General features: G+C 66.1%; 18 protein-coding genes. 15 read left to right on the top strand and 3 right to left on the bottom strand.

Going from position 1 to position 22,402, the window contains the following annotated elements:
* Window positions 1–102 precede the first annotated feature (102 nt).
* From DVS29_RS35190 to DVS29_RS35180, 3 genes are all read left to right on the top strand, one after another.
* A complete protein-coding gene (locus tag DVS29_RS35190; protein WP_118185701.1) occupies window positions 103–1,965 on the top strand; it encodes a TRAP transporter large permease in 1,863 nt (620 codons plus the stop codon).
* Window positions 1,966–2,073: 108 nt separating this feature from the next.
* Window positions 2,074–4,089, top strand: coding sequence for a transketolase (gene tkt / locus DVS29_RS35185; protein WP_118185699.1), 2,016 nt, complete (start codon window positions 2,074–2,076; stop codon window positions 4,087–4,089).
* Window positions 4,089–5,042 (top strand): D-2-hydroxyacid dehydrogenase, encoded by a 954-nt coding sequence (locus tag DVS29_RS35180; RefSeq protein ID WP_118185705.1) that lies wholly within the window; start codon window positions 4,089–4,091, stop codon window positions 5,040–5,042. Before tkt ends, DVS29_RS35180 begins: the two co-directional genes overlap by 1 nt.
* Window positions 5,043–5,048: 6 nt before the next feature.
* On the opposite strand, the gene DVS29_RS35175 is transcribed toward DVS29_RS35180, so the two are convergent.
* Window positions 5,049–7,058, bottom strand: a complete 2,010-nt coding sequence (locus DVS29_RS35175) for a sensor histidine kinase (protein ID WP_124800758.1) — start codon at window positions 7,056–7,058, stop codon at window positions 5,049–5,051.
* A gap of 13 nt (window positions 7,059–7,071) precedes the next feature.
* Here DVS29_RS35175 and DVS29_RS35170 point away from each other — a divergent pair, with 13 nt between their 5' ends.
* The 6 genes from DVS29_RS35170 to DVS29_RS35145 are packed head-to-tail and all read left to right on the top strand — an operon-like array spanning window position 7,072 to window position 13,304.
* On the top strand, window positions 7,072–7,773 hold the full coding sequence (locus DVS29_RS35170) for a TetR/AcrR family transcriptional regulator (RefSeq protein WP_118185695.1): 702 nt from the start codon (window positions 7,072–7,074) through the stop codon (window positions 7,771–7,773).
* Window positions 7,770–8,747, top strand: a complete 978-nt coding sequence (locus tag DVS29_RS35165) for an HlyD family secretion protein (RefSeq protein ID WP_118185693.1) — start codon at window positions 7,770–7,772, stop codon at window positions 8,745–8,747. Before DVS29_RS35170 ends, DVS29_RS35165 begins: the two co-directional genes overlap by 4 nt.
* On the top strand, window positions 8,744–9,688 hold the full coding sequence (locus tag DVS29_RS35160; RefSeq protein ID WP_118185691.1) for an ABC transporter ATP-binding protein: 945 nt from the start codon (window positions 8,744–8,746) through the stop codon (window positions 9,686–9,688). Before DVS29_RS35165 ends, DVS29_RS35160 begins: the two co-directional genes overlap by 4 nt.
* Entirely contained in the window at window positions 9,685–10,827 is a 1,143-nt protein-coding gene (locus DVS29_RS35155; RefSeq protein WP_118185689.1) for an ABC transporter permease, read from the top strand. Before DVS29_RS35160 ends, DVS29_RS35155 begins: the two co-directional genes overlap by 4 nt.
* Before the next feature lie 13 nt (window positions 10,828–10,840).
* On the top strand, window positions 10,841–12,310 hold the full coding sequence (locus DVS29_RS35150) for an efflux transporter outer membrane subunit (protein ID WP_118185687.1): 1,470 nt from the start codon (window positions 10,841–10,843) through the stop codon (window positions 12,308–12,310).
* A 58-nt stretch (window positions 12,311–12,368) separates the two neighbouring features.
* Complete coding sequence (locus DVS29_RS35145; protein ID WP_118185685.1) at window positions 12,369–13,304, top strand: mannuronate-specific alginate lyase; 936 nt, start codon at window positions 12,369–12,371, stop codon at window positions 13,302–13,304.
* A gap of 27 nt (window positions 13,305–13,331) precedes the next feature.
* Here the strand turns inward: DVS29_RS35145 and DVS29_RS35140 are convergent, their stop codons facing one another.
* Both DVS29_RS35140 and DVS29_RS35135 read right to left on the bottom strand, forming a co-directional pair.
* A complete protein-coding gene (locus DVS29_RS35140) occupies window positions 13,332–13,718 on the bottom strand; it encodes a VOC family protein (protein WP_118185683.1) in 387 nt (128 codons plus the stop codon).
* An 87-nt stretch (window positions 13,719–13,805) separates the two neighbouring features.
* A complete protein-coding gene (locus tag DVS29_RS35135; RefSeq protein WP_118185681.1) occupies window positions 13,806–14,867 on the bottom strand; it encodes a LacI family DNA-binding transcriptional regulator in 1,062 nt (353 codons plus the stop codon).
* Between the two features lie 197 nt (window positions 14,868–15,064).
* Between DVS29_RS35135 and DVS29_RS35130 the strand changes: the two genes are divergently transcribed.
* From DVS29_RS35130 to iolG, 6 genes are all read left to right on the top strand, one after another.
* A complete protein-coding gene (locus DVS29_RS35130) occupies window positions 15,065–16,063 on the top strand; it encodes a xylose isomerase (RefSeq protein WP_118185679.1) in 999 nt (332 codons plus the stop codon).
* Between the two features lie 49 nt (window positions 16,064–16,112).
* On the top strand, window positions 16,113–16,940 hold the full coding sequence (locus DVS29_RS35125) for a TIM barrel protein (protein ID WP_118185677.1): 828 nt from the start codon (window positions 16,113–16,115) through the stop codon (window positions 16,938–16,940).
* 71 nt (window positions 16,941–17,011) lie between these two features.
* A complete protein-coding gene (locus DVS29_RS35120) occupies window positions 17,012–17,944 on the top strand; it encodes a sugar ABC transporter substrate-binding protein (RefSeq protein ID WP_118185675.1) in 933 nt (310 codons plus the stop codon).
* Window positions 17,945–18,046: 102 nt separating this feature from the next.
* Window positions 18,047–19,603 carry a sugar ABC transporter ATP-binding protein gene (locus DVS29_RS35115; protein ID WP_118185703.1) on the top strand — a complete coding sequence of 519 codons (1,557 nt, stop codon included), beginning with the start codon at window positions 18,047–18,049 and terminating at the stop codon, window positions 19,601–19,603.
* A gap of 28 nt (window positions 19,604–19,631) precedes the next feature.
* Complete coding sequence (locus tag DVS29_RS35110; RefSeq protein WP_118185673.1) at window positions 19,632–20,660, top strand: ABC transporter permease; 1,029 nt, start codon at window positions 19,632–19,634, stop codon at window positions 20,658–20,660.
* Window positions 20,661–20,730: 70 nt separating this feature from the next.
* Window positions 20,731–21,729, top strand: a complete 999-nt coding sequence (gene iolG / locus DVS29_RS35105) for an inositol 2-dehydrogenase (protein WP_118185672.1) — start codon at window positions 20,731–20,733, stop codon at window positions 21,727–21,729.
* The last annotated feature ends 673 nt before the right edge of the window (window positions 21,730–22,402 follow it).

Below are 22,402 nucleotides of genomic sequence, written 5' to 3'. Positions count from 1 at the left end.
CATTACCGGCTGCAGCAAGGCCGGATATAGAGATGCAGCCCATCCTGTCTGTCGAAACACACGAAAACTGTTGCAAACGGGACGCGTTCATATAGACAAGCCATGGTCACGCTGTCTTATCCGCATCATTCGCCGCGGCGTTTCGTGTGCGCGCTCGACGCCGCGCTCGGCCCGCTCGTCGAAATTCCCGCCGCGCTGCTGGTGGTCGCCGAGATCGTCGTGCTGCTCGCCGGCGTGACGAGCCGCTACGTGTTGCGCGCGCCGCTCGTGTGGTCCGACGAACTCGCCGAGATCCTGTTCCTGTGGCTCGCGATGCTCGGCGCCGTGGTCGCGTTGCGGCGCGGCGAGCACATGCGGATGACGGCGATCGTGGGCATGTGTTCGCCCGGCGTACGCGCGTTTCTCGACATGATCGCGATTACCGTGCCGCTTGCGTTCCTCGGGCTCGTCATGTGGCCCGCGATCCAGTTCGCGCAGGACGCCGCGGTCGTGACGACACCCGCGCTCAGCCTGTCGGACTCGTGGCGCGCGGCGGCGTTTCCGGTCGGCTCGGGACTGATGCTGCTGGTGGTCGCCGTGCGCCTGTTCCGCGAGGCGAACTGGAAGCTTGTGCTCGCGGCGCTGGCTGCCGTGTTCGCGATCGGCTGCGCATTGGTCGCGCTCGGTCCGCTGCTGCAGAATCTCGGCAACTACAACCTGCTGATCTTTTTCGTCGGGCTCGTCGCGCTGGGCGTGCTGTCGGGCGTGCCGATCGCGTTCTCGTTCGCGCTCGCCACCTTCGGCTATCTCGCGCTCACCACGAGTACGCCGCTGACGGTCGTCGTCGGCCGCATGGACGAAGGCATGTCGCACCTGATCCTGCTCGCGGTGCCGCTCTTCGTGTTTCTCGGTCAGTTGATCGAGATGACAGGCATGGCCGCCGCGATGATCGCGTTTCTCGCGAGCCTGCTCGGGCATGTGCGCGGCGGCCTGTCGTACGTGCTGGTCGGCGCGATGTATCTGGTGTCGGGCATCTCGGGTTCGAAAGCGGCCGACATGGCGGCGGTCGCGCCGGTGCTGTTTCCCGAGATGCAGGCGCGCGGCACGAAGCCGGGCGAGCTCATCGCGCTGCTCGCCGCGACCGGCGCGCAGACCGAGACGATCCCGCCGAGCCTCGTGCTGATCACGCTCGGCTCGGTCACGGGCGCATCGATCTCGGCGCTGTTCACGGGCGGCATGCTGCCGGGCATCGTGCTCGCGGTGACGCTGTGCGCGCTGGTTTTCTGGCGCAATCGCCATGAAGACCTCTCGCACGTGAAGCGCGCCAGGGCACCGGAAATCCTGCGCAAGCTGGTCGTCGCGTTGCCGGCGCTCGCGTTGCCGTTCGTGATCCGCGCCGCGGTGATCCGCGGCATCGCGACGGCCACCGAGGTCTCGACGATCGGCATTGCGTACACGGTGCTCGCGGGTCTGCTCATCTACCGGCGTTTCGAGTGGTCGCGCCTGAAGCCGATGCTGATCGATACCGCGTCGCTGTCGGGCGCGATCCTGCTGATCATCGGCGCGGCGACGGGTATGGCCTGGGCGCTCACGCAGTCGGGCTTCTCCGGTGAGCTGGCCGATACGCTCGCGAGCCTGCCGGGCGGCGCCGCGACGTTCATCGCCGCGTCGATCGTAGTGTTCATCGTACTCGGCAGTGTACTGGAGGGCATTCCGGCGATCGTACTGTTCGGACCACTGATGTTCCCGATCGCGAAGCAGCTAGGCATCAGCGACATCCACTACGCGATGGTCGTGATTCTTTCGATGGGCGTCGGCCTGTTCGCGCCGCCGTTCGGCGTCGGCTACTACTCGGCGTGCGCCGTCAGCCGCATCCATCCCGATCTCGGGATGAAGCCGATCCTCGGCTACATGGTCGCGCTCGTGATCGGTCTCGTCGTGGTCGCCGCGGTGCCGTGGATCTCGACCGGCTTCCTGCATCCCTGACTTCGCGTAAGCGCGCGTCACCACTGCGGCGGCGCGCGACATCATTCCCCCGCCGCCGATACTGGCGCCGCGTTCTCAAAGAACCCGGCGCGCAAGGAGCCTTTTGCCATGTCTAACCTCGATGCGCAGCCGCTCGCGAACGCCATCCGTTTCCTGTCGATCGACGCGATCCTGCGCGCGGGCGAAGGACACCAGGGTGTGCCGCTCGGCATGGCCGAGATCGCGACGGCGCTGTTCACGCGACACCTGAAGTTCAATCCGGCCGATCCCGAATGGCCCGACCGCGACCGCTTCGTGCTGTCGAACGGCCATGGCTCGATGCTGCTGTATTCGCTGCTCTATCTGACCGGCTATGCGCGCATCGGCCTCGACCAGATCAGGACGTTCCGCGAGTTCGGCTCGCACTGCATGGGACATCCCGAATACGACCCGGCCGCCGGCATCGAAGTGACGACCGGTCCGCTCGGCCAGGGCATCGCGAACGCATTCGGGATGGCGGTGGCCGAAGCATTCCTGAATGCGAAGTTCGGCAGCGGCATCGTCGATCACTACACGTATGCGTTCGTCGGCGATGGCTGCCTGCAGGAAGGCGTCGGCCAGGAAATGATCTCGCTCGCGGGCCATCTGCGCCTCGGCAAGCTGATCCTGTGCTGGGACGACAACCGCATCACCGACGACGGCAGCACCGACCTGTCGATCAGCGAGGACGTGCGCGAGCGCTTTCGCGTCGCGGGCTGGCACGTGCTCGACGTCGACGGCCACGATATCGACGCCGTATCCGCGGCGCTCGATCTCGCGCGCAAGGATGCGCGCCCGTCGTTGATCGCGTGCCGCACGATCATCGGGCGCGGCATCGCACGGTTGCAGGGGCAGCGCGGCGGTCACAGCGGCAAGCTGTTCGAGACCGATGCCGACGCGGCGCGCGCGTTGCTCGCATGGCCGCATGCGCCGTTCGAGATACCCGACGAGATTCTTTCGGCGTGGCGCCGCGCGGGGCAGCGCAGCGCGGACGCGTACCGCGCGTGGCAGGCGCGCGTCGCCGCGTTGCCGGATGAAGCGCGTGCCGAATTCGCACGCGTGCGGGCCGGGCGCTTGCCCGACGGATGGCGCGCCGCGCTGGAAGACTACCGGCGCCGCGCGGCGGAAAGCGGTGAAGCGCGGCAGGGCATCATGGTGTCGGGTGAAATCAACGACCTGCTCGTGCCGGTCCTGCCGGAGCGGATGGTGGGCTGCGCCGATCTCGAAGCGCCGACGAGCCACAAGCGCCACCTGTCCGCGTTCACCGCGGAAGACCGCAGCGGCGCCTACGTGCATTGCGGCGTGCGCGAGCACGTGATGGGCGCGATGGCGAACGGCATGGCCGCGCACGGCGGCGTGATCGCGACCTGCGTCACCTACCTCGCGTTCTCCGACTACGAACGGCCCGCGATGCGGATGGCCGCGCTGATGGGCCTGCCAGTCAAGTTCGTGTTCAGCCACGACTCGATCGGCCTTGGCAGAAACGGACCGACGCACCAGCCGGTCGAGATCCTCGCGTCGCTGCGCGCGATGCCGAACATGCACGTGATGCGTCCCGCGGATGCGGTCGAGGCGGCCGAGTGCTGGGAGATCGCACTCGAACGTCGCGACGGACCGAGCACGATGGTGTTCGCGCGCCAGGCGTTGCCGCCGGTGCGCCGCGTGCACGTCGCGGAGAACCTGTCGCGCCGCGGCGCGTACGTGCTGGCCGAAGCCGAAGGCGGCAAGCGCCGCGTCACGCTGCTCGCAACCGGCTCCGAGGTCGCCATCGCGCTCGACGCGCGCGAACGTCTGCAGGCCGAAGGCGTGCCGACGGCGGTCGTCTCGATGCCATGCTGCGCGCTGTTCGACGCGGCGGACGCGAACTATCGCGCGGCCGTGCTGGGGCCGGGCACCGTGCGCGTCGCGGTGGAGGCGGCGGTGCGCTTCGGCTGGGACCAGTATCTCGGCGAGCGCGGCGGCTTCGTCGGCATGAAGACGTTCGGCGCATCCGGACCGGCCGACGTGCTGTTTGAGCACTTCGGCATTACCGCGGTCCACGTCGTGGCCGAGGCCAAGCGCCATCTCGCGAATGAAGTCGAACCGAACCTCGAGGAACAGGCATGATGCGGAAGATCGTTTTTCTGGACCGCGCGACGCTCGCGCCGCAGATCAGGTTGCGCGAGCCGCGCTTTGCGCACGAGTTCGTCGAGCACGACCGCACTGCGCCCGACGAAGTCGCCGCACGGCTGGCGGGCGCGTCGATCGCGATCACCAACAAGGTGCCGCTCACGAAGGACGTGCTGGAGCGCCTGCCTGACCTGAAGCTCGTCGCGGTGGCCGCGACCGGCACCGATTGCGTGGACAAGGACGCCTGTCGCCGGCTGGGCATCGTGATTTCGAACATTCGCGGCTATGCGGTCAACACGGTGCCCGAGCATACGTTCGCGCTGATGCTCGCGCTGCGGCGCAATCTGATCGCGTACCGGCAGGACGTGCTGGATGGCGTCTGGCAGAAGTCCGGCCAGTTCTGCTTTTTCGATCACCCGATTCGCGACCTGGGCGGCGCACGGCTCGGGATCATCGGCGAAGGCGTGCTGGGTCAGCGCGTCGCGGAGATCGGCAAGGCATTCGGCATGGTGCCGATGTTCGCGGCGCACAAGGGCAGGGAAGGGTTGGGACCGCTGTATACGCTATGGTCCGAGGTGCTCGCGACGAGCGACGTGATCACGATCCACAGCCCGCTCACGCCCGCGACGCGCAACATGCTCGCGATGCCCGAGTTCCGCGCGATGAAGAAGAAGCCGTTGATCGTCAACACGGCGCGCGGCGGTCTGGTCGACGAGGCCGCGCTCGTCTGTGCGCTCGACGAAGGGCTCGTGAGCGGCGCGGGCTTCGATGTCTGCGACGGCGAACCGCCGCAGCCGGACAGCCCGCTGATGCGCATCGCAGGGCGGCCGAACGTGATCCTCACGCCGCACGTGGCGTGGGCATCGGACGAAGCGCAGCAGACGCTTGCCGATCAACTGATCGACAACATCGAGCGGTTCGTCGGTGGAGCGCCGGTGAATGTCGTCTAGGTCTGCCTACGCCGAAATTGGCGGGACCCGGCCTGGCTGCGGACTGACCGGCAACAGCAAGGTCAGTTGCGTGCCGGTCGACGACGATTCCAGGCGGATCGCCCCGAACAACGCCGCAGCCCGTCGCCGCTGGTTCGCGAGTCCCCGGCCGCCCGCCTGGGTGGCACCGGCGACATCGAATCCCGGGCCGTTGTCCTCGACTGTCACCCACGCCCAGAGCGCGTTGGCGCCCGTGGTGACACGTATTTCCGTCGCCTGCGTATGTTTGAGGATGTTGCTGAACGCTTCCTGAAGGATGCGCAGAATGTGCAGCGCGCTGGGCGGATTGAGCCACTCGAGCGCGGGCACGTCGTCCACGTTCCAGCGCATGACGATGCCCGCGCTCCTCAGGCGCGGGTCGAACCGGTAGCGCAAGGTCGCCAGCAACAGCAACAGATTGGCGTCGACCGGCTCGAGCGAGTCGATGGTCAGTTTCAGATCGTCGATGCAGCCGCGAATGACTTCCTCGAGTTCCTCGTCAGTTCCCCTTCCGCTCGTGACGACGCACAACGCGCTGGCGAGCGACGAACCCAGTCCGTCGTGCATGTCCTGCATCAATCGCTGGCGCTCATTGCTCAGGGTCTGTTCGTGCTCGATCTCGCGCAGACGGGCATGGCTTTCCAGCAATTCGGCCTCGCGCGCCTGTACGCGTTTTTCCAGCGTGACGTTGACCGTTTCTACTTCAGCCAGCACGCGCACGTAGCGGCGGAACAGCAGGAAAATACAGGTCAGCACGTAGACCAGCGTCGCATTCCCGGTCATGTAGATGCCTTCCGGGTTCGTCATGTAGAGCAGCGAGAAATAGTCGTGGACGCCGGCGCAGAATGTCAGTCCAAAGGCACCGGCCAGCAGCATGGCGTCCGGGGAGCTCGTGCGCCAGGCGCTCCAGCTGCCCAGCACGAGTGTCGTCAGCGCGATCAGGATGATCAGGAACTGCGCTGCCAGGCGTGCGCGCAGCAGGACCGAAAGCGGCAGTGTGTTGACGGGCAGGGTCACGAGGGCGATCGCGATCCCGATGGCCACAAGACCGCGCGTGAGCCGGGGTCGCTGCTGACCGTGCAGGAAGCTCAGCAGCATATGCGTCGCGATCACCTGCCACAGCAGCGCGTTCAAGGTCAGCCAGACAAACCAGGCGTCGGGGATCGGCAGCCTTGCCGGAGCCAGCTGGAAGTGCCAGCGGCGCGTCATGCTCGTCACCGAGATCATGAAGAGCAGATGTCCCGGATAGTTGCGGCGGAACACCCAGACGCCCAGCGCAAAAATGCCGACCAGCACGAAGCCCGCACTCAACATGAACGGCAGCTGGTTCACGATGAAGTCGCGACGTGCCGCCATCGACTCCACGGTCGCGGCGTCGCCGACGTAGAACGACGAGAGTGCGGCGTTCTGGCCGGACGCCCGGTCCAGGCGAAACAGCAACGTGCGGGGCGGTGCACCGTCGTCGCCGCTGCTCAGCGGAAACACGACCGCCGGATGGGTGAACAGATTCCAGACCGGCGTGCCGGGCGAACGGTAGAGCAGGTGTCCGTCGCCGTAAACCGCGAGATTGCCCGGAGCCAGCCACGAGATCAGGTAGAACCTGGTCGGCCCGCGCATCCCGGGCGGTGCATCGACGTGCACGCGTATCCACGTGGTTCGTTGCCCTGATGTTTCGGGGTTCTTCAACACCAGTGGCAGCGTGACCGGCTTCCAGATACCGGCGAGTTGCGCGTCGTCGACGGTTTCGTCGACCGGCATGCGCGATCCAGGCACCTCTTCCAGCGCCTCCGCCCGGGTCAGATGCAGTACGGCCGGCTCCGCCGCCTGACACGGAACGCTCCGACACGCGAAAGCAGCGAGCAGGAGCAGCGCGGCACTCGCCAGCGAGAAGATCCTGCGGCCGGGCTTCATCGATCGGTTCATGGCGCAGATCATCCCACAGCTCACAACCTGACCGAAAAGCGGCGCATTCTTTTTTGCAATTAACTGATTGGCCAATTAAACTGCACCTATGGTCACGAAACGCGCTCCCCGAAAGCCGCTGGGCCGTCGCCCGGCGAGCGATGACATCGATCCGCGCGAGCATCTGCTCGACACGGCCACACAGCTTTTTTCGCGGCACGGCATCGCCGCGACGACGGTCGGGCAGATCGCATCGGCTGCCGGCGTGGCCTCGGCGCTGGTCCACTACTACTTCACCAACCGCGAGTCGCTGCTCGACGCGGTGGCCGAGGAACGCCTCGCGCGCGCTGCGGCATTCGTCTGGAGTCCCGCGCAAGACGATGCCGAAGCCGATCCGTTCGCGCTCGTCGAGCAGTTCGTGGAACGGTTGCTCGACGTGATCGAACGCCTGCCCTGGCTGCCGGCGCTGTGGTTGCGGGAAGTCGTCGGCGAAGGCGGTCTGCTGCGGGAGCGGATGATCCAGCGCCTGCCGTTCGACACGCTTCACCGGTTCGGCGCTCGCGTTGCGCAGGCGCAGCGGGACGGCACGGTCAGCCCGCAGCTCGACCCGATGCTGCTGTTCAACTCGATTCTCGGGCTCGTGATGTTGCCGTTCGCGACCGCGGCCGTCTGGCAAGGCCGGGGAGGCCTGCCGGCGCTCGACCGGGACACGCTGCGCCAGCATGTCATCGCGTTGCTGACCGGCGGCATGCGGCCGCGGGCCAGACCGGCAGCCTCGCGGCGCCGAACGCCTTCGCGGAAGAAGCCATGAACTGCGCTCCCCGTTCGCACGGCCGTGTGCCCGCCGCTCTACGCCTGCTGCCGGCCGCGGCGCTTTGCGCCGGCTGCGCGCATCACGACGACCGCACGTTCCAGGGCTATGTCGAAGGGGAGTTCGTCTACCTCGGCTCCTCGCAGTCCGGCAAGCTCACCGAGCTGTCGGTCGCGCGCGGGCAAACGGTCGACTCGAACACACCCATGTTCGCGCTGGACCCCGTCGACGAGGCCGCCGCGCTGCAACAGGCGCAGCAGCAGCTCGACGCGGCGCGCGCGCAGCTGGCCGACATCCGGACCGGCAAGCGGCCGCCGGAAGTGGCTGTGACGCAGGCGCAGCTCGCGCAGGCCGTCGCCAGTTCGCGCAAGGCCGACCTGCAGCTGGTTCGCGACGAAGCGCAATACCGGGCGGGCGGCATCCCGAAAGGGCAGCTCGACGATTCCCGGCAGAACGCGAATGCCGACGCGGCCCAGGTGCGGCAATGGATGCACCAGCTCGACGTCGACCGGTTGCCGAACCGCACGCAGCAGATCGCGGCGCAGGCCGCGCAGGTCGAAGCCGCGCAGGCGGCCGTCGCGCAAGCCCAGTGGAAGCTCGACCAGACGCACGTGAGCGCGCCGGATCGCGGACTCGTGTACGACACGCTGTATCGCATCGGCGAATGGGTGCAGGCGGGCAACCCGGTCGTGCAAATGCTGCCGCCGCGGAACATCAAGGTCCGCTTCTTCGTACCGGAGACGGTCGTCGGGCGGCTCGCGCCGGGCCGTTCGCTGACGATCCACTGCGACGGCTGCGCGGCGGACGTACCTGCGAAAATCACCTACATCTCGAGCACAGCGGAATACACGCCGCCCGTCATCTACAGCAACGAGAGCCGCGCGAAGCTCGTGTTCCTGGTCGAAGCGCATCCGTCCGTCGCCGATGCGCCGAAACTGCATCCGGGCCAGCCGGTCGAGGTCACGCTGCAATGAACTCGCCCGCGCCGCAAAACGCGATCGACGTGCGCAAGCTCAACAAGCACTTCGGCGACAAGCACGTCGTGAACGACGTGTCGCTGCAGGTGGCGCCCGGCGAAATCTTCGGTTTTCTCGGGCCGAACGGCAGCGGCAAGACGACCTCAATCCGACTGATGTGCGGCCTGCTCAAGCCGGACTCGGGCACCGGCACCTGCCTCGGCTACGACATCGTTCGCGACAGCGCGCAGATCAAGCGCAACGTCGGCTACATGACGCAACGCTTTTCGTTCTGGGAAGACCTGACGATCCGCGAGAATCTCGACTTCGTCGCGCGCATCTACCAGATGCGCAACCGGCGCGAGGTCGTCGAGCGCGCACTCGAATCGCTCGGTCTGCAAAGTCGCGCCAGACAGCTGACGGGCGAACTGTCCGGCGGCTGGAAGCAGCGGCTCGCGCTCGCCGCCTGCATGCTGCACGAACCGAAGCTGCTGCTGCTCGACGAACCGACCGCCGGCGTCGACCCCACCGCACGCCGCGACTTCTGGGAGGAGCTGCACCGGCTGGCGTCGCGCGGCATCTCGGTGCTGGTCAGCACGCACTACATGGATGAGGCGGAGCGCTGCCACAAGCTCGCCTACATCGCGTACGGCAAGCTGCTTGCGCAAGGCACCGCGCAGCAGGTGATCGAATCGCAGGCGCTCGCCACCTGGTCGATCCATGGCGAACGGTTGACCGAACTGTCGGAGCGGCTGCGCGCGTTGCCAGGCGTCGATCAGACCGTCGTATTCGGCTCCGCGCTGCACGCGAGCGGCCGCGATCACGCTGCGCTCGAGGCCGCCGTCAGGCAGGCGGCCGAAGGCAGACACCTGCGCGTGGAGCCGATCGAAACGGGACTCGAAGACGTGTTCATCTATCTGATGAGTCACTCGGCCGACGACTACGGGGCACCTTCATGACGACGCGTGTGCTGTTCTCCTGGTCGCGCTGGTGGAGCATCGTGCTCAAGGAGTTCCTCCAGCTGCATCGCGACCGCATCACGTTCGCGATGATCGTCGGGTTGCCCATCGTCCAGCTCACGCTGTTCGGCTATGCGATCAATACCGACCCGAAGCATCTGCCCACAGCGGTCATCATGGGCGATCAAAGCCCGTTCGCGCGCAGCTTCGTCGCGGCGATGGAGAACTCAGGTTACTTCGACGTAGTCGAGACGCTGCCTGACGAGGAGGCGGGGCGACGTGCGCTCGCGCAGGGCCGCGTGCAGTTCGTGCTGAACGTGCCCGTCGATTTCTCGCGAGCGCTGCTGCGCGGCGAACGTCCTTCGCTGCTGGTCGAAGCGGATGCGACGGACCCGACGGCGACCAGCACCGCGCTCGCCGCGCTGCCCGCTCTCGTGCAGCCGGTGGCGGACAAGGATCTTACCGGGCCGCTCGCGCATCTGAACGGCGGCCCCGCCGCGTTCGGCGTGCAGGTGCATAGCCTCTACAATCCCGAGGCGATCACCCAGTACAACATCGTGCCCGGCCTGATGGGTGTGATCCTGACGATGACGATGGTGATGATGACGGGCCTCGCGATCACGCGCGAACGCGAGCGCGGCACCATGGAAAATCTGCTCGCCACGCCCGTGCTGCCGGTGGAGGTCATGACCGGCAAGATCGTGCCTTATGTGGCCATCGGCTTCGTGCAGTCGTCGATCATTCTCGCCGCGGCGCGCTATGTCTTTCACGTGCCGTTCGAGGGCAGCCTGCTGTCGATCTATCTGGCCGCGCTGCTTTTCATCGCGGCGAACCTGGTCGTCGGCATCACGCTCTCGTCGCTCGCGCAGAACCAGCTGCAGGCGATGCAGCTGACCTTCTTCTATTTCCTGCCGAGCCTGCTGCTATCCGGCTTCATGTTTCCGTTTGCGGGCATGCCGGCGTGGGCGCGGTTCATCGGCAATCTGCTGCCGCTTACGTATTTCAACCGGCTGGTGCGCGGCATCCTGCTCAAGGGCAACGGCTGGGCGGACCTGTGGCCATCGGTGTGGCCGCTCGCACTGTTCACGGTCGTCGTCATGGGCATTGCGTTGCGATTCTATCGGCGCACGCTCGATTAGGAGAAACCGTCCGATGAAGCCACTGGCGTTTCTGCTGGCGCTCGCGCTCTGCGGTTGCACCGTCGGCCCGGATTTTCATGCGCCGGCGGCGCCGGATTCGCCGTCTTATACGCGCGAAGCCCAGCCCGCCGCGACCGGGGCCGCGAGCGGCGCCGCCGGCACCTCGCAAACCTTCGTCACGGCGGCGCATGCACTGCCGACCTGGTGGACGCGGTTTCAGTCCGATGCATTGAATCGCCTCGTCGACACGGCGCTGAAGCAAAGCCCGACGCTCGCGCAGGCGCGCGCCACGCTCGTCGAGGCGCGCGAGAACTACGCAGCCGAGGCCGGCGCCACGCAGTGGCCGGCCATCGATGCTTCGCTGTCGGGCACGCGGCAGCAAGTCGACCTTGGCGCGTTCGGCCTGAGCAGCCTGCCATCGCCGGGACCGTTCACGCTCTACGATGCGTCGGTCAGCGTGTCTTATGCGCTCGATCTGTTCGGCGGCAACCGGCGCGCACTGGAAGCGCTGATGGCGCAGGTCGACTATCAGGAATTCGAGCTCGACGCAGCGCGGCTGACACTAGCCGGCAACGTCGTCGCTACCGCGATCCGGCGCGCGTCGCTGCGACAGCAGATCGCACTCACGCAACGCCTCGCCGACGCCCAGGCGCAGCAGCTGGCGATCCGCGAAGCGCAGCTCGAGGCGGGTGGCGTCGCGCAGGTCGACGTGCACAACCAGCGCTCGCTGCTTGCGCAAACGCGCGCGTCGCTGCCGCCGCTTGCGACCCAGCTCGCGCAAGCCGATCATCAGCTGGCGATCCTGCTCGGCATCGCGCCGACGAAAGCCGATTTCGACGACATCACGCTCGATGCGCTGCAGTTGCCCAGTACGTTGCCGCTGACGCTGCCTTCGACGCTTGCCCGCGAACGCCCCGACATCCGTGCGTCCGAAGCGCTGCTGCATCAGGCGAGCGCGAACGTCGGCGTCGCAACCGCAAACCTGTACCCGCAATTCGCGCTCTCGGCCGGCATCGGGTCCGAGCGTACGCGCGTCGCGGATATCGTGGATGGCCTGAACATCTGGAATGCGGGCCTGACGCTCACGCAACCCATCTTCCGCGGCGGGGAACTGCGCGCGAAGCGGCGCGCTGCGCAGGCCGCTTACGATGCGGCGCTTGCCGGGTACCAGCAAACCGTGCTGCAGGCGTTGCAGCAGGTCGCGGATACACTGCGCGCGCTGCAGGACGACGCACATGAACTGCGCGCCCGCGACGAGGCCGCGCGCGAGGCCGGGATGAGCCTTGCGATCGCGCAAAAGCAGTACACCGCTGGCGGCGTCAGCCAGTTCAAACTGCTCGACAGTCAGCGGCAGGCATTGCAGACGGCGCTCGACCGGGTCCGCGCGCAGGCCGACCGCCTGGCCGATACCGCCGCGCTGTTCCAGTCGCTGGGCGGGCTCGGCGTGCCTGGTCGATCGGCAGCCGTCGAAGACCCATACTGAGTCGCTTTTCGCTGTCAACGTTCCCCTTGAGGTCCGAATGTGCTCGAAGTCAGCTCGAATGCTGCCTGCCGCCGTACTCGCCGCGATCGCGATGGTTGCGACCGCACCTTCGGCGCGCGCCTGCGATATACCGGCGTCCGTCCAGACCATCGATCCTCCCGGCTACTATGACGACGCCTCGGGCTACGCCGAGGCGGTCAAGCCGATGCGCAACTTCGTATCGCGACTCAATGCGGCGGCCGACAAAGGTGACTGGACGTGTGCGTTGAACCTGCTGGATGCCTGGGCGCGGGACGACGCATTGATGGGGCACATTTCCGGCTATCAGGGCTACTACGAGCGTTCTTGGGCAGGAACGGACTTCGCCATGGTGATCCTGCGTATGCCGCAGGCTTTCCGTGACGAAAACCGCGCCCGCTTCGCGGCGATCGATCCATGGCTCGAACGAATCGCCAGCGCGACGCGCGATGCGGAAGCGATCAACCGTCTGCATAACAATCTCGTCTACTGGGCAGGCCTTGATCTGATCGCGACCGGCACCGTGACCGGCAATTCGAGCCTCTTCGATTCAGGTCTCCTGCGTATTCGCGAGGGCATTCGCGACATTCAGCCGGACGGCTCACTCGCCCGGGAGGTGAAGCGCGGAAACCGGGCGCTGCACTATCACACGTTTGCGCTGATTCCACTGGTGTTAGCGGCGGAACTGGCGCACAGGCGCAATATCGATCTGTATCGGGAGAACGGCGGCGCGATCGGTCGTCTCGCCAGGCTGGTGATCGACGCTGTGGAGGATCCAGCGAGTTTCACGAAGATCACGCCGATCAAGCAGGAACTCTTTCCGTGGACTTTCCGCGATGAATTGTGCTGGGTCGAACCGTACTATGCGCGGTTCAGGGACGACCGTCTGGCGGCGATCATCGCGCCACGCAGGCCGTTCGACGAATGGCGCCTGGGCGGAAACGTCACGGCCGTCTGGGGCGTTCCTCTGCCATAGGCATCAGCCTTGTCTCGTGTGTGCGTGTCAGGCCGGCTGGCGACAGACCGCTTCGATGTTGTGGCCATCAGGATCCAGCACGAAGGCGCCATAGTAGTCCGGGTGATAATGCGCGCGGATTCCCGGAGCACCGTTGTCACGCCCACCCGCGGCAATTGCAGCCTGGTAGAAAGCGTCGACTGCCGCCCGGCTATCCACCCGAAATGCAATGTGAACGGGAGGCCGGTTCGGCGTGCCCTCGCTGATCCAGAATTCGGGCTTTCCTGGCGGCCCGAAGCCTGCCGTATCCGCGTGACCCGTTACGCTAGCGGGAATTTCCATCAGCTTGACGATGCCGATGGCACCTAGCGCCGCCGTATAGAACGCAAGACTCCTCGAATAGTCGCTCACTGCCACGCCGGTATGGTCAATCATTCTGGCTCCGCTGAGAATGGGTTGGATGCGTTCGCATTCGATCCTGCCGCGTGCCCAGCGTCGCTGCCGCGCACGCCATGTTGTGCGTCATGGCAAATACGGACTGCGCCGCAGATTCTCCGACATATACAGCCTGAACTCGTTCGCCTCGCCGGGCGGCGCTTCGTCGACCACGCCGCAGGCGCGCAGCAGGTGCTGCAATGCCGAGATCGCCTGGCCGTCGGGGTCCTGGTCGATCGCGACGTCCATCGTGCCTTCCTCGAGATAGCGCCGGTGTTCATCGGACATCTCGTGTCCCACCCACACGATGTTGCCCGCCGCGCCGAACTTGCGCAGCGCGGCGTCGATGCCGATCGAACCCGCGCCGCTGTTGTATAGCCCGACCACGTCGCCGTGCTCCTGCAGCGCCCGCGCGACCGCGAGATAGCACTGGTCCGGATCGTCATGCGTCTCCACGCTCACCGGATTGCAGTGGAGCGCGGGAAAGCGTTCCGCTATCGCGTCGCGGCAACCGCGCGTGCGGTCCACGTGCGAGCGGTACTGCAACGCGTTGCAGATCACGATCACGCGGCCCGGCCCGTGCGCCATCCGTCCGATGAAGTGACCCGCCGAACGTCCCGCACGGTAGTTGTCGATGCCCGCGTAATGCACGCGTTCGATCCCGCCGATATCCGTTGCGAGCGTGACCACCGGCTCGCCCGCCGCGATGATGCTGGCAAGCGCCGCGCGCACCGGCGGCGTGTCGTGCGCGGTGATGATCAGGCCATGCCGGCGGTAGGGCGGATGCAGGATCGCATCGAGGATCAGCGTCTCGTCGTCTTCCGGCACCGCGCTGCGATGCACGATCACGCGCCGGTCGAGCATCTGGACCGAGCGCTGCAGCGCGAGCGCGAGACGCCGGTGAAACGGCGTGCTGTTTCTCGGCAGCACGATGTCGAGATGCACGAGACCGTGCCGCACCTCCGGCAACAGACGCGGCACACCGAGCCGCCGCGCCGCGTCCACGACCTTCGCGCGCGTCGTTGCGGACACGCTGCCGCGCTCGTTGAGCACGCGGTCCACCGTTGCCGTGCACACCCCCGCTTCCTCGGCGATCTCGACGAAGCGCGCCGAACGCTTGCGGCGCGACGGTGACGGTTGCTGAGCCATGAGCGTCCTTTGCGGTTGCCGATAAATCGGCATCCATTCTGCCGATTTATCTGCAAAAAAGCACGTGCCAGCCAGCCGCCCGGTTTCTACATTGGACACCAATCGGCGCGTCGCCAGAGGGGTTCCCCCGAACGCGACAGCAGCCGGCGGCAACGGGCCTCGACCCGCGGCCGAAGCACAAGACAGGAGACAGTCCCATGGCGGAACCGATGTACATCGGCGTCGACATTGGCGGCCAGCCGCGTGGCGCAGGGTCGCGCGGCGCGCGGCAGGTCGAGCGCTTTCGCATGGCCGCGGAGGCCGGCGTGTTCGATTTCGTCGAAACGCAGGCCACGGCCGGCGGTGATCTGAGGCCGTACTTCGATCTGGTCGATCGCTATGCATTGCCGGTGCGTGTGATCGACGGCACGTGGGGCATCGGCCGCGACGAGGCGCTGGCGAAGGACGTGATCGACGCCGCGTCGCGCGTAGGCAGCAAGGTGCTGAATCTGCGCCTGCCTGCTCAGGCGAACGGCGCCGAGCCGCTGTCGGACGACGACGTCGTCGCGTTCTATCTGCGACTGTGCGAGTGGGGCGATCGGGTCGGCTGCGTGCCGAGCCTCGATGCGTGCTCCGTGTCCCGGCGCGACCGCACGCGTGTCGCGCGGCTCGGCGAACGGATCGCGCGCGCCGGCTTCCCGTTTCGCGTCACGGTCGACCATGCCGATCTTCCCTGTAGCGACGTCCAGACGCATATCCAGGCAAATACCGAGGCCAATACCCACCCGAATCACGCCGATGCGCAACGCGACGCTTCGAGCGCGCTGCACGCCGACTGGATCGATCGCGGCTGGGTCTATCACGTGCGAACGCGCGGCGTTCCGACGCGAGCGGCGCGCCGGGCACGCATCGACACGCCGGCATCGCGAAGCCTGCGCGGCGACGCGCACGTGACGCCGCAACTGTGGGCGGTGACCCGCGCGGAGGGCTGGAAACGCGAGCTGCGCCAACTGATCCGCTGGCAGGCGAACGAGCTGCGGCCGCGGCTGCGCCAGATCACCTGCGCGTTCGCGTCGCCGGCTGGCCGTCGCGGCGATGCCGGTCGCGACGCGCTCAGCGACAACGTGGCGTGCGCGCACTGGCTGCGCGATACGTGGCTGTGCCAGATGGAACGGCGCTACGGCCACGCGCCGCACACGCAACGCGTTCAGCACTGATTCAGCACTGAAGCTGCATGACCCGCACTTCCACCCACAGGCAAAAGCCATGACGACGAATTCCGCATTCCACTTTTCTCTCAACCGCATGAGCGCGCCGCGTCTGCCGCTCGCGCAATACGTGTCGCTGTGCCGGCGGCTCGGCGTCGGCACGATCGAGATCCGCAACGACCTGGACAGCATCGAAATGCGCGACGGCACGCCCGCCGGCGAGATCCGTGCGCAAGCCGACGAGGCCGGCCTCGAGATCCTGACGATCAACGCGCTGCAGCGCTTCGAGCAATGGAACGCCGAGCGCGAGCAGGAAGCGATCGATCTCGCCGACTACGCGGTGCGGTGCGGCGCACGCGCGCTGGTGCTGTGCCCGACCAATTCGCTCGACGACCGCCGCACCGCCGGCGACCGGCACGCGGATCTCGTGACGGCGCTGCGGGCGCTCGCGCCGATCCTGACCGCGCGCGGCTTGACCGGCCTGATCGAGCCGCTCGGCTTCGAGGAATGCGCGCTGCGCCGCAAGTCCGACGCGGTGAAGGGCATCTACGCCGCGGCCGGCGAACGCGTGTTCAAGCTCGTGCACGACACCTTCCATCATCACCTGTCGGGCGAAGACATCTTCTTTCCCGATCTGACGGGACTCGTGCATATCTCGGGCGTCGAAGACGACGACCTGCCGGTCGGACGCATGCGCGACGGACATCGCGTGCTGGTGGGATCGGCGGACCGTCTCGGCAATCTCTGGCAACTGCGGACGCTGCTTTCGCGCGGCTATCGCGGCGCGTTCTCGTTCGAACCATTCGCCGAGGAAATCGGCGCAGCCGCTGATATCGAAGCGCGGCTGCGCGCCAGCATGGACTTCATTCGAACCGGGCTCGCCTGATTCCGGGCGCGACCTGCCATGAGCCCAGGAGGAGACAACCGGGCTCGTTTTCAACAAGGAGGAGACGAAACATGAAACGGATTCTGCTGTCCCTGGCCGCGGGTGTGGTGCTGGCCATGTCGCCTGCCGCGCATGCGGAAAAAATCGGCGTGAGCATGTCGGCGTTCGACGACAACTTCCTGACCGTCGTGCGCAACGCGATTAGTGCTGACGGCGCGAAGCAGAAGGGCGTGAGCCTGCAGTTCGAGGACGCGCAGAACGATGTCGGCAAGCAGCTGAACCAGATCCAGAACTTCATCGCGCAGAAGGTGGACGCGATCATCGTGAACCCGGTGGATACCGACGCGACGCCGAAGATGACGAAGCTTGCGAGCGCGGCCGGCATTCCGCTCGTCTACGTGAACCGCATGCCGTCGGACAAGAATCTGCCGCCGAAGGTGTCGTTCGTCGGCTCGAACGAGAAGGACTCGGGCACGCTCGAGATGACCGAAGTCTGCCGGCAGATGGGCGGCAAGGGCAACATCCTGGTGATGATGGGCGACCTCGCGAACCAGGCCGCGCGCCAGCGCACCCAGGACATCAAGGACGTGATCGCGAAGCCGCCGTGCGACGGCATCAAGATCGTCGACTCGCGCTCGGCGAACTGGCAGCGCACGGACGCGGCGGACCTGATGAACAACTGGCTCTCGGCCGGTCTCAAGTTCGACGCGATCGTTTCGAACAACGATGAGATGGCGCTCGGCGCGATCCAGTCGCTGAAGGCGGCGGGCAAGTTTCCGAAGACGATGATCGTCGCGGGCGTCGATGCGACCCAGGACGCGCTGGCGTCGATGAAGTCGGGCGACCTGAAGGTGACCGTGTTCCAGAACGGCGCCGCGCAAGGCGCCGATGCGGTGGAGACCGCGCTCAAACTCGCGCGCGGCCAGCAGGCCAACGCCACCGTGTGGATTCCGTTCGAACTCGTGACGCCGCACAACCTGCCGGCGTTCGCGAGCCGCAACTGAGCGGTGCACGTCCGCCGTCGCGTGACGTCGTGTGACGTGACGCGGTCGCGGACGGTTGCGGACGACGCAGTGCGGATCGACACGGATGAGGAGGAGCTTGCGATGGCTGTGACAGGAGACGTGACGGGCGCGGTGGATGAGCAACGATCCGCTCGCGCGACGCATCCCGGCGTTGCCGGGCTGCTGCTGGAAGTGCGCGGCGTGCGCAAGGCGTTCCCCGGCGTCGTCGCGCTCGACGACGTTCGCTTCGCGTTGAAGCAGGGCAGCGTCCACGCACTGATGGGCGAGAACGGCGCGGGCAAGTCGACGCTGATGAAGATCATCGCCGGCGTCTACACGCCCGACGAAGGCGAGCTGCTTCTGCGCGGCAAGCCGATGCAGCTGCGCGGTCCGATCGACGCGCTGCGCAACGGCATCGCGATGATCCACCAGGAGCTGAACCTGATGCCGTACATGACGGTGGCGGAGAACATCTGGATCGGCCGCGAGCCGCACAATCGGCTCGGCCTGATCGATCACGCGAAGATGAGCCGGATGACCCGCGAGCTGTTCGACGGGCTTGAAGTGGATATCGATCCCGACATCGAGCTGCGCCGGCTTTCGATCGCGAGCCGGCAGACCGTGGAGATCGCGAAAGCGATTTCGCACGACCCCGACGTGCTGATCATGGACGAACCGACGTCGGTGCTCACCGAGAACGAGGTCGCGCGATTGTTCCGGATCATTCGCGATCTGAAGGCGCAGGGCAAGGGCATCGTCTACATCACGCACAAGATGAACGAGCTCGCCGAAATCGCCGATGAATTGTCCGTGTTCCGCGACGGCCATTACATCGGCACGCATGCGGCGAACGAGGTCACGCGCGACGAGATCATCCGCATGATGGTCGGGCGCGAGATCACGCAGATGTTTCCGAAGGAGACGGTGCCGATCGGCGACGTCGTGCTGTCGGTGGAAGGGCTCGGCGTCGAAGGCGTGTTCCGCGACGTGAGCTTCGAGATCCGCGCGGGCGAGATCGTCGGGATGGCGGGGCTCATCGGCTCCGGCCGGTCGAATGTGGCCGAGGCGCTGTTCGGCGTCGTGCCGGCGACGAGCGGCACGATCCGCATCGACGGCAAGACGGTCGACGTCGATACGCCGGCCATCGCGATGAAGCACGGCGTCGCGTTCCTGACCGAAGACCGCAAGGACACCGGCTGCTTTCTGATGCTCGACGTGCTGTCGAACATGGAAAGCGCGGTGCTGACCCAGCGCTACGCGAAGGCGGGTTTCGTCGAGCATGGCGCGCTCGCGAAGGCGTGCCGCGAGATGTCCACGGCGCTGCGTGTCAAAACGCCCGGCATGGACGAACCGATCGAGAACCTGTCGGGCGGCAACCAGCAGAAGGTGCTGATCGGCCGCTGGCTGCTTACGCACCCGCGCGTGCTGATTCTCGACGAACCGACCCGCGGCATCGACGTCGGCGCGAAAGCGGAAATCCATCGCCTCGTGTGCAAGCTCGCGGGGCAGGGCGTGGCGGTGCTGATGATCTCGTCCGAGCTGCCCGAAGTACTGGGCATGTCGGACCGCATCGTCGTGATGCACGAAGGACGCGTGACGGGCGTGGTGGATCGCGCAGCCGCAAATCAGATGACGATCATGGATCTGGCGTCGCGCTGACATGCGGCCGCCTGGACAGGAGACAGACATGGCTCAAAGCAATCTGGCAATCGAATCCCGCGGCGGTGCCGCGCAATCGTCGCAGCGTCGCAAATGGCCGCCCGAGGCCAGCATCTTTCTCGTGCTGATCGGCATGAGTCTCTTCTTCGAGGCGATCGGCTGGGTCGTCAACGGACAGAGCTTCCTGCTCAACACCGACCGGCTCGAAGTGATGATCCTGCAGATGTCGGTGATCGGCATCATCGCGGTCGGCGTCACGCAGGTGATCATCACGGGCGGTGTCGATCTGTCGTCGGGCTCGGTGGTGGCCGTGGCCGCGATGGTATCGGCGAGCCTTGCGCAGGAAGCGGGCTATGCGCGCGCGGTCTACCCGGCGCTGACGGGCCTGCCGATCGTCTGGCCGATTCTCGCGGGGCTCGCCGTCGGGCTCGTGTGCGGGCTCGTCAATGGCGCGCTGATCAGCTACACGGGCCTGCCGCCGTTCATCGCGACGCTCGGCATGATGGTGTCGGCGCGCGGCGCCGCGAAGTGGTACACGCACGGCCGCCCGATCAGCATGCTCACCGACGACTTCGCGTGGATCGGCTCCGGCATGCATCCGGTCGTGATCTTTCTCGTGGTCGCGCTGGTGTTCCATATCGCGTTGCGTTACACGCGTTACGGCAAGTTCACTTACGCGATCGGCGCCAATCGTGCTGCTGCGCGTGTGTCGGGCATCAACGTCGGCCGGCACCTGATCATCGTCTATTCGATCGCCGGGCTGCTCGCGGGTCTCGCCGGCATGGTCACCTCCGCGCGCGCGATCACCGGACAGGCCGGCATGGGCGTGAACTACGAACTGGATGCGATCGCCGCGGCGGTGATCGGCGGCGCGTCGCTCGCGGGCGGGGTTGGACGTATCGGCGGCACGATCATCGGCGTGCTGATTCTCGGCGTGATGACCTCGGGCTTCACGTTCCTGCGTATCGACGCGTATTACCAGGAAATCGTCAAGGGCGTGATCATCGTCGCGGCGGTGATTGCGGATCAGTATCGCAATCGCAAACGGCGCGTGTGAGCGGGATGTTCGTCCCGCGCCACGTTCCATTATCGACAACCGCAAGAACAGGAAACAGGAGAGCTTGGGCATGTTGAATATCGCGTTGTTCGGCGCCGGACGTATCGGCAGGATTCACGCGGCGAATCTCGCTGGCGCAGAGGACGTCTGCCTGAAATACGTGGTGGACGTGCGTGAGCCTTCGGCGCAGGCGCTGGCCGCCACGCACGGGGCGTCGGTCGCGTCGGTGGACGCGGTGTTCGCGGACGCGAGCGTCGACGCGGTGGTGATCTGCTCGAGCACCGACACGCACGCGGATCTGATCGTGCGCGCCGCGGCGGCGGGCAAGCATCTGTTCTGCGAGAAGCCGGTGGACCTCGAGATCGATCGCGCGAGGCAGTGCGTCGATGCGGTGTCGCGCGCCGGCGTGAAGGCGATGATCGGCTTCCAGCGCCGCTACGATCCGACCTTCCGCGCGCTGAAGACGCGGCTCGTCGCGGGAGAAATCGGCGATCCCGAAGTGCTCGTGATCACGAGCCGCGACCCCGGTGCGCCGCCGTTGTCGTACATCGCGAGTTCGGGTGGCATTTTCAAGGACATGCTGATCCACGACTTCGACGTGTATCGCTGGATCCTCGACGACGAAGCGGTGAGCGTCTACGCGCAGGCGTCGTGTCTCGTCGATCCCGCGATTGCGCAGGCGGGCGACGCGGACACCACCGCGGTCACGATCCGCACGCGCAAAGGGCAGCTTTGCCAGATCAATACGAGCCGCCGCGCGGCGTATGGCTACGACCAGCGCTTCGAGGTGCTCGGCAGCAAGGGTCTGCTGAAGGCGGAGAACCACCGGCCGAGCGAAGTGGAAGCGTGGACCGCGCAAAGCGTGAACCGCGATCTGCCCGAGCACTTCTTCCTGCAGCGCTACCGCGCGGCGTATGCCGACGAAATGGCGCATTTCATCGGCGTGCTGCGCGGCGAGCATGCGCCCGGCAGCACGCTCGCCGATGGCCTCAAGGCGCTCGAGCTGGCCGAGGCGGCGGTGATCTCCGTGCGCGAAGGCCGGGCCGTGGAGCTCGCGTCGGTGCGCTGAACGTTCGCGCGTTACTCGCGGTACACGCGGTACACGCGGTACACGCGGTACACGCGGTACACGCGGTACACGCGGTGCGTGTGAAAGGCTGTCCGCCGACGCGTCTCCACCCGTCGGCGTTTTTTCCCACCAGGTGTGGAGTGGGCGATATGGGCCGCGAAGCCCATATCGCTTTTTTGTTTGCGCAGCCGCTTTGGCGATACGCCGGCGGATAGAGGCGGTGCGCGACGCTTTGCGTACCTCAACCACTACCCACGGCGAACTGGCTGACTGGATCGCGGCGTCCGTCGATGTACGCTAAAGGGGCTCGGTATCACGTTCCGATTTACCTTTGAGAGTTAATATAAATTGGAAGAAAATTCTGTAAAAATGGCTAAAGAAAATCGCGATGACAAAGGCATTAAATGGGCCGGGTGGTCTTGCCTGTCGATATAAAAAGGGCGCGTATATGATGCCGGATTGCGATGCCCGGTCGCGTTAAAACAAACTCATATCGACGCGACATTTTCAAGCATTAAATTCACATTCTGTATTTGCGCTTTCATATGCGAAATCGCATCAAGAACGGGATCTTCGCTGCTAGGGAAACGCTGATTTATTCGGCTCGGCAGTCATCGCTGACGGGGCCGAGGACGTTGTAGAAAGAAGCTCACGGAACGGTCCCACAGTCATG

The organism is Paraburkholderia phosphatilytica, from assembly GCF_003443895.1.
Classification (GTDB): Bacteria; Pseudomonadota; Gammaproteobacteria; order Burkholderiales; family Burkholderiaceae; genus Paraburkholderia; species Paraburkholderia phosphatilytica.
The sequence above is the reverse complement of the archived record's forward strand: the minus strand, read 5'-3'. Positions and strand labels throughout refer to the sequence as shown.

What these genes read in the sequence shown, in the direction of transcription:
- DVS29_RS35130 (WP_118185679.1), top strand. Translation starts at nt 15,065, where the DNA reads ATGGCGGAACCGATGTACATCGGCGTCGACATTGGCGGCCAGCCGCGT.
- DVS29_RS35155 (WP_118185689.1), top strand. Translation starts at nt 9,685, where the DNA reads ATGACGACGCGTGTGCTGTTCTCCTGGTCGCGCTGGTGGAGCATCGTG.
- DVS29_RS35115 (WP_118185703.1), top strand. Translation starts at nt 18,047, where the DNA reads ATGGCTGTGACAGGAGACGTGACGGGCGCGGTGGATGAGCAACGATCC.
- DVS29_RS35150 (WP_118185687.1), top strand. Translation starts at nt 10,841, where the DNA reads ATGAAGCCACTGGCGTTTCTGCTGGCGCTCGCGCTCTGCGGTTGCACC.
- DVS29_RS35135 (WP_118185681.1), bottom strand. Translation starts at nt 14,867, where the DNA reads ATGGCTCAGCAACCGTCACCGTCGCGCCGCAAGCGTTCGGCGCGCTTC.
- DVS29_RS35170 (WP_118185695.1), top strand. Translation starts at nt 7,072, where the DNA reads ATGGTCACGAAACGCGCTCCCCGAAAGCCGCTGGGCCGTCGCCCGGCG.
- DVS29_RS35145 (WP_118185685.1), top strand. Translation starts at nt 12,369, where the DNA reads ATGCTGCCTGCCGCCGTACTCGCCGCGATCGCGATGGTTGCGACCGCA.
- DVS29_RS35160 (WP_118185691.1), top strand. Translation starts at nt 8,744, where the DNA reads ATGAACTCGCCCGCGCCGCAAAACGCGATCGACGTGCGCAAGCTCAAC.
- DVS29_RS35180 (WP_118185705.1), top strand. Translation starts at nt 4,089, where the DNA reads ATGCGGAAGATCGTTTTTCTGGACCGCGCGACGCTCGCGCCGCAGATC.
- DVS29_RS35125 (WP_118185677.1), top strand. Translation starts at nt 16,113, where the DNA reads ATGACGACGAATTCCGCATTCCACTTTTCTCTCAACCGCATGAGCGCG.
- DVS29_RS35190 (WP_118185701.1), top strand. Translation starts at nt 103, where the DNA reads ATGGTCACGCTGTCTTATCCGCATCATTCGCCGCGGCGTTTCGTGTGC.
- DVS29_RS35140 (WP_118185683.1), bottom strand. Translation starts at nt 13,718, where the DNA reads ATGATTGACCATACCGGCGTGGCAGTGAGCGACTATTCGAGGAGTCTT.
- DVS29_RS35165 (WP_118185693.1), top strand. Translation starts at nt 7,770, where the DNA reads ATGAACTGCGCTCCCCGTTCGCACGGCCGTGTGCCCGCCGCTCTACGC.
- iolG (WP_118185672.1), top strand. Translation starts at nt 20,731, where the DNA reads ATGTTGAATATCGCGTTGTTCGGCGCCGGACGTATCGGCAGGATTCAC.
- DVS29_RS35120 (WP_118185675.1), top strand. Translation starts at nt 17,012, where the DNA reads ATGAAACGGATTCTGCTGTCCCTGGCCGCGGGTGTGGTGCTGGCCATG.
- DVS29_RS35110 (WP_118185673.1), top strand. Translation starts at nt 19,632, where the DNA reads ATGGCTCAAAGCAATCTGGCAATCGAATCCCGCGGCGGTGCCGCGCAA.
- tkt (WP_118185699.1), top strand. Translation starts at nt 2,074, where the DNA reads ATGTCTAACCTCGATGCGCAGCCGCTCGCGAACGCCATCCGTTTCCTG.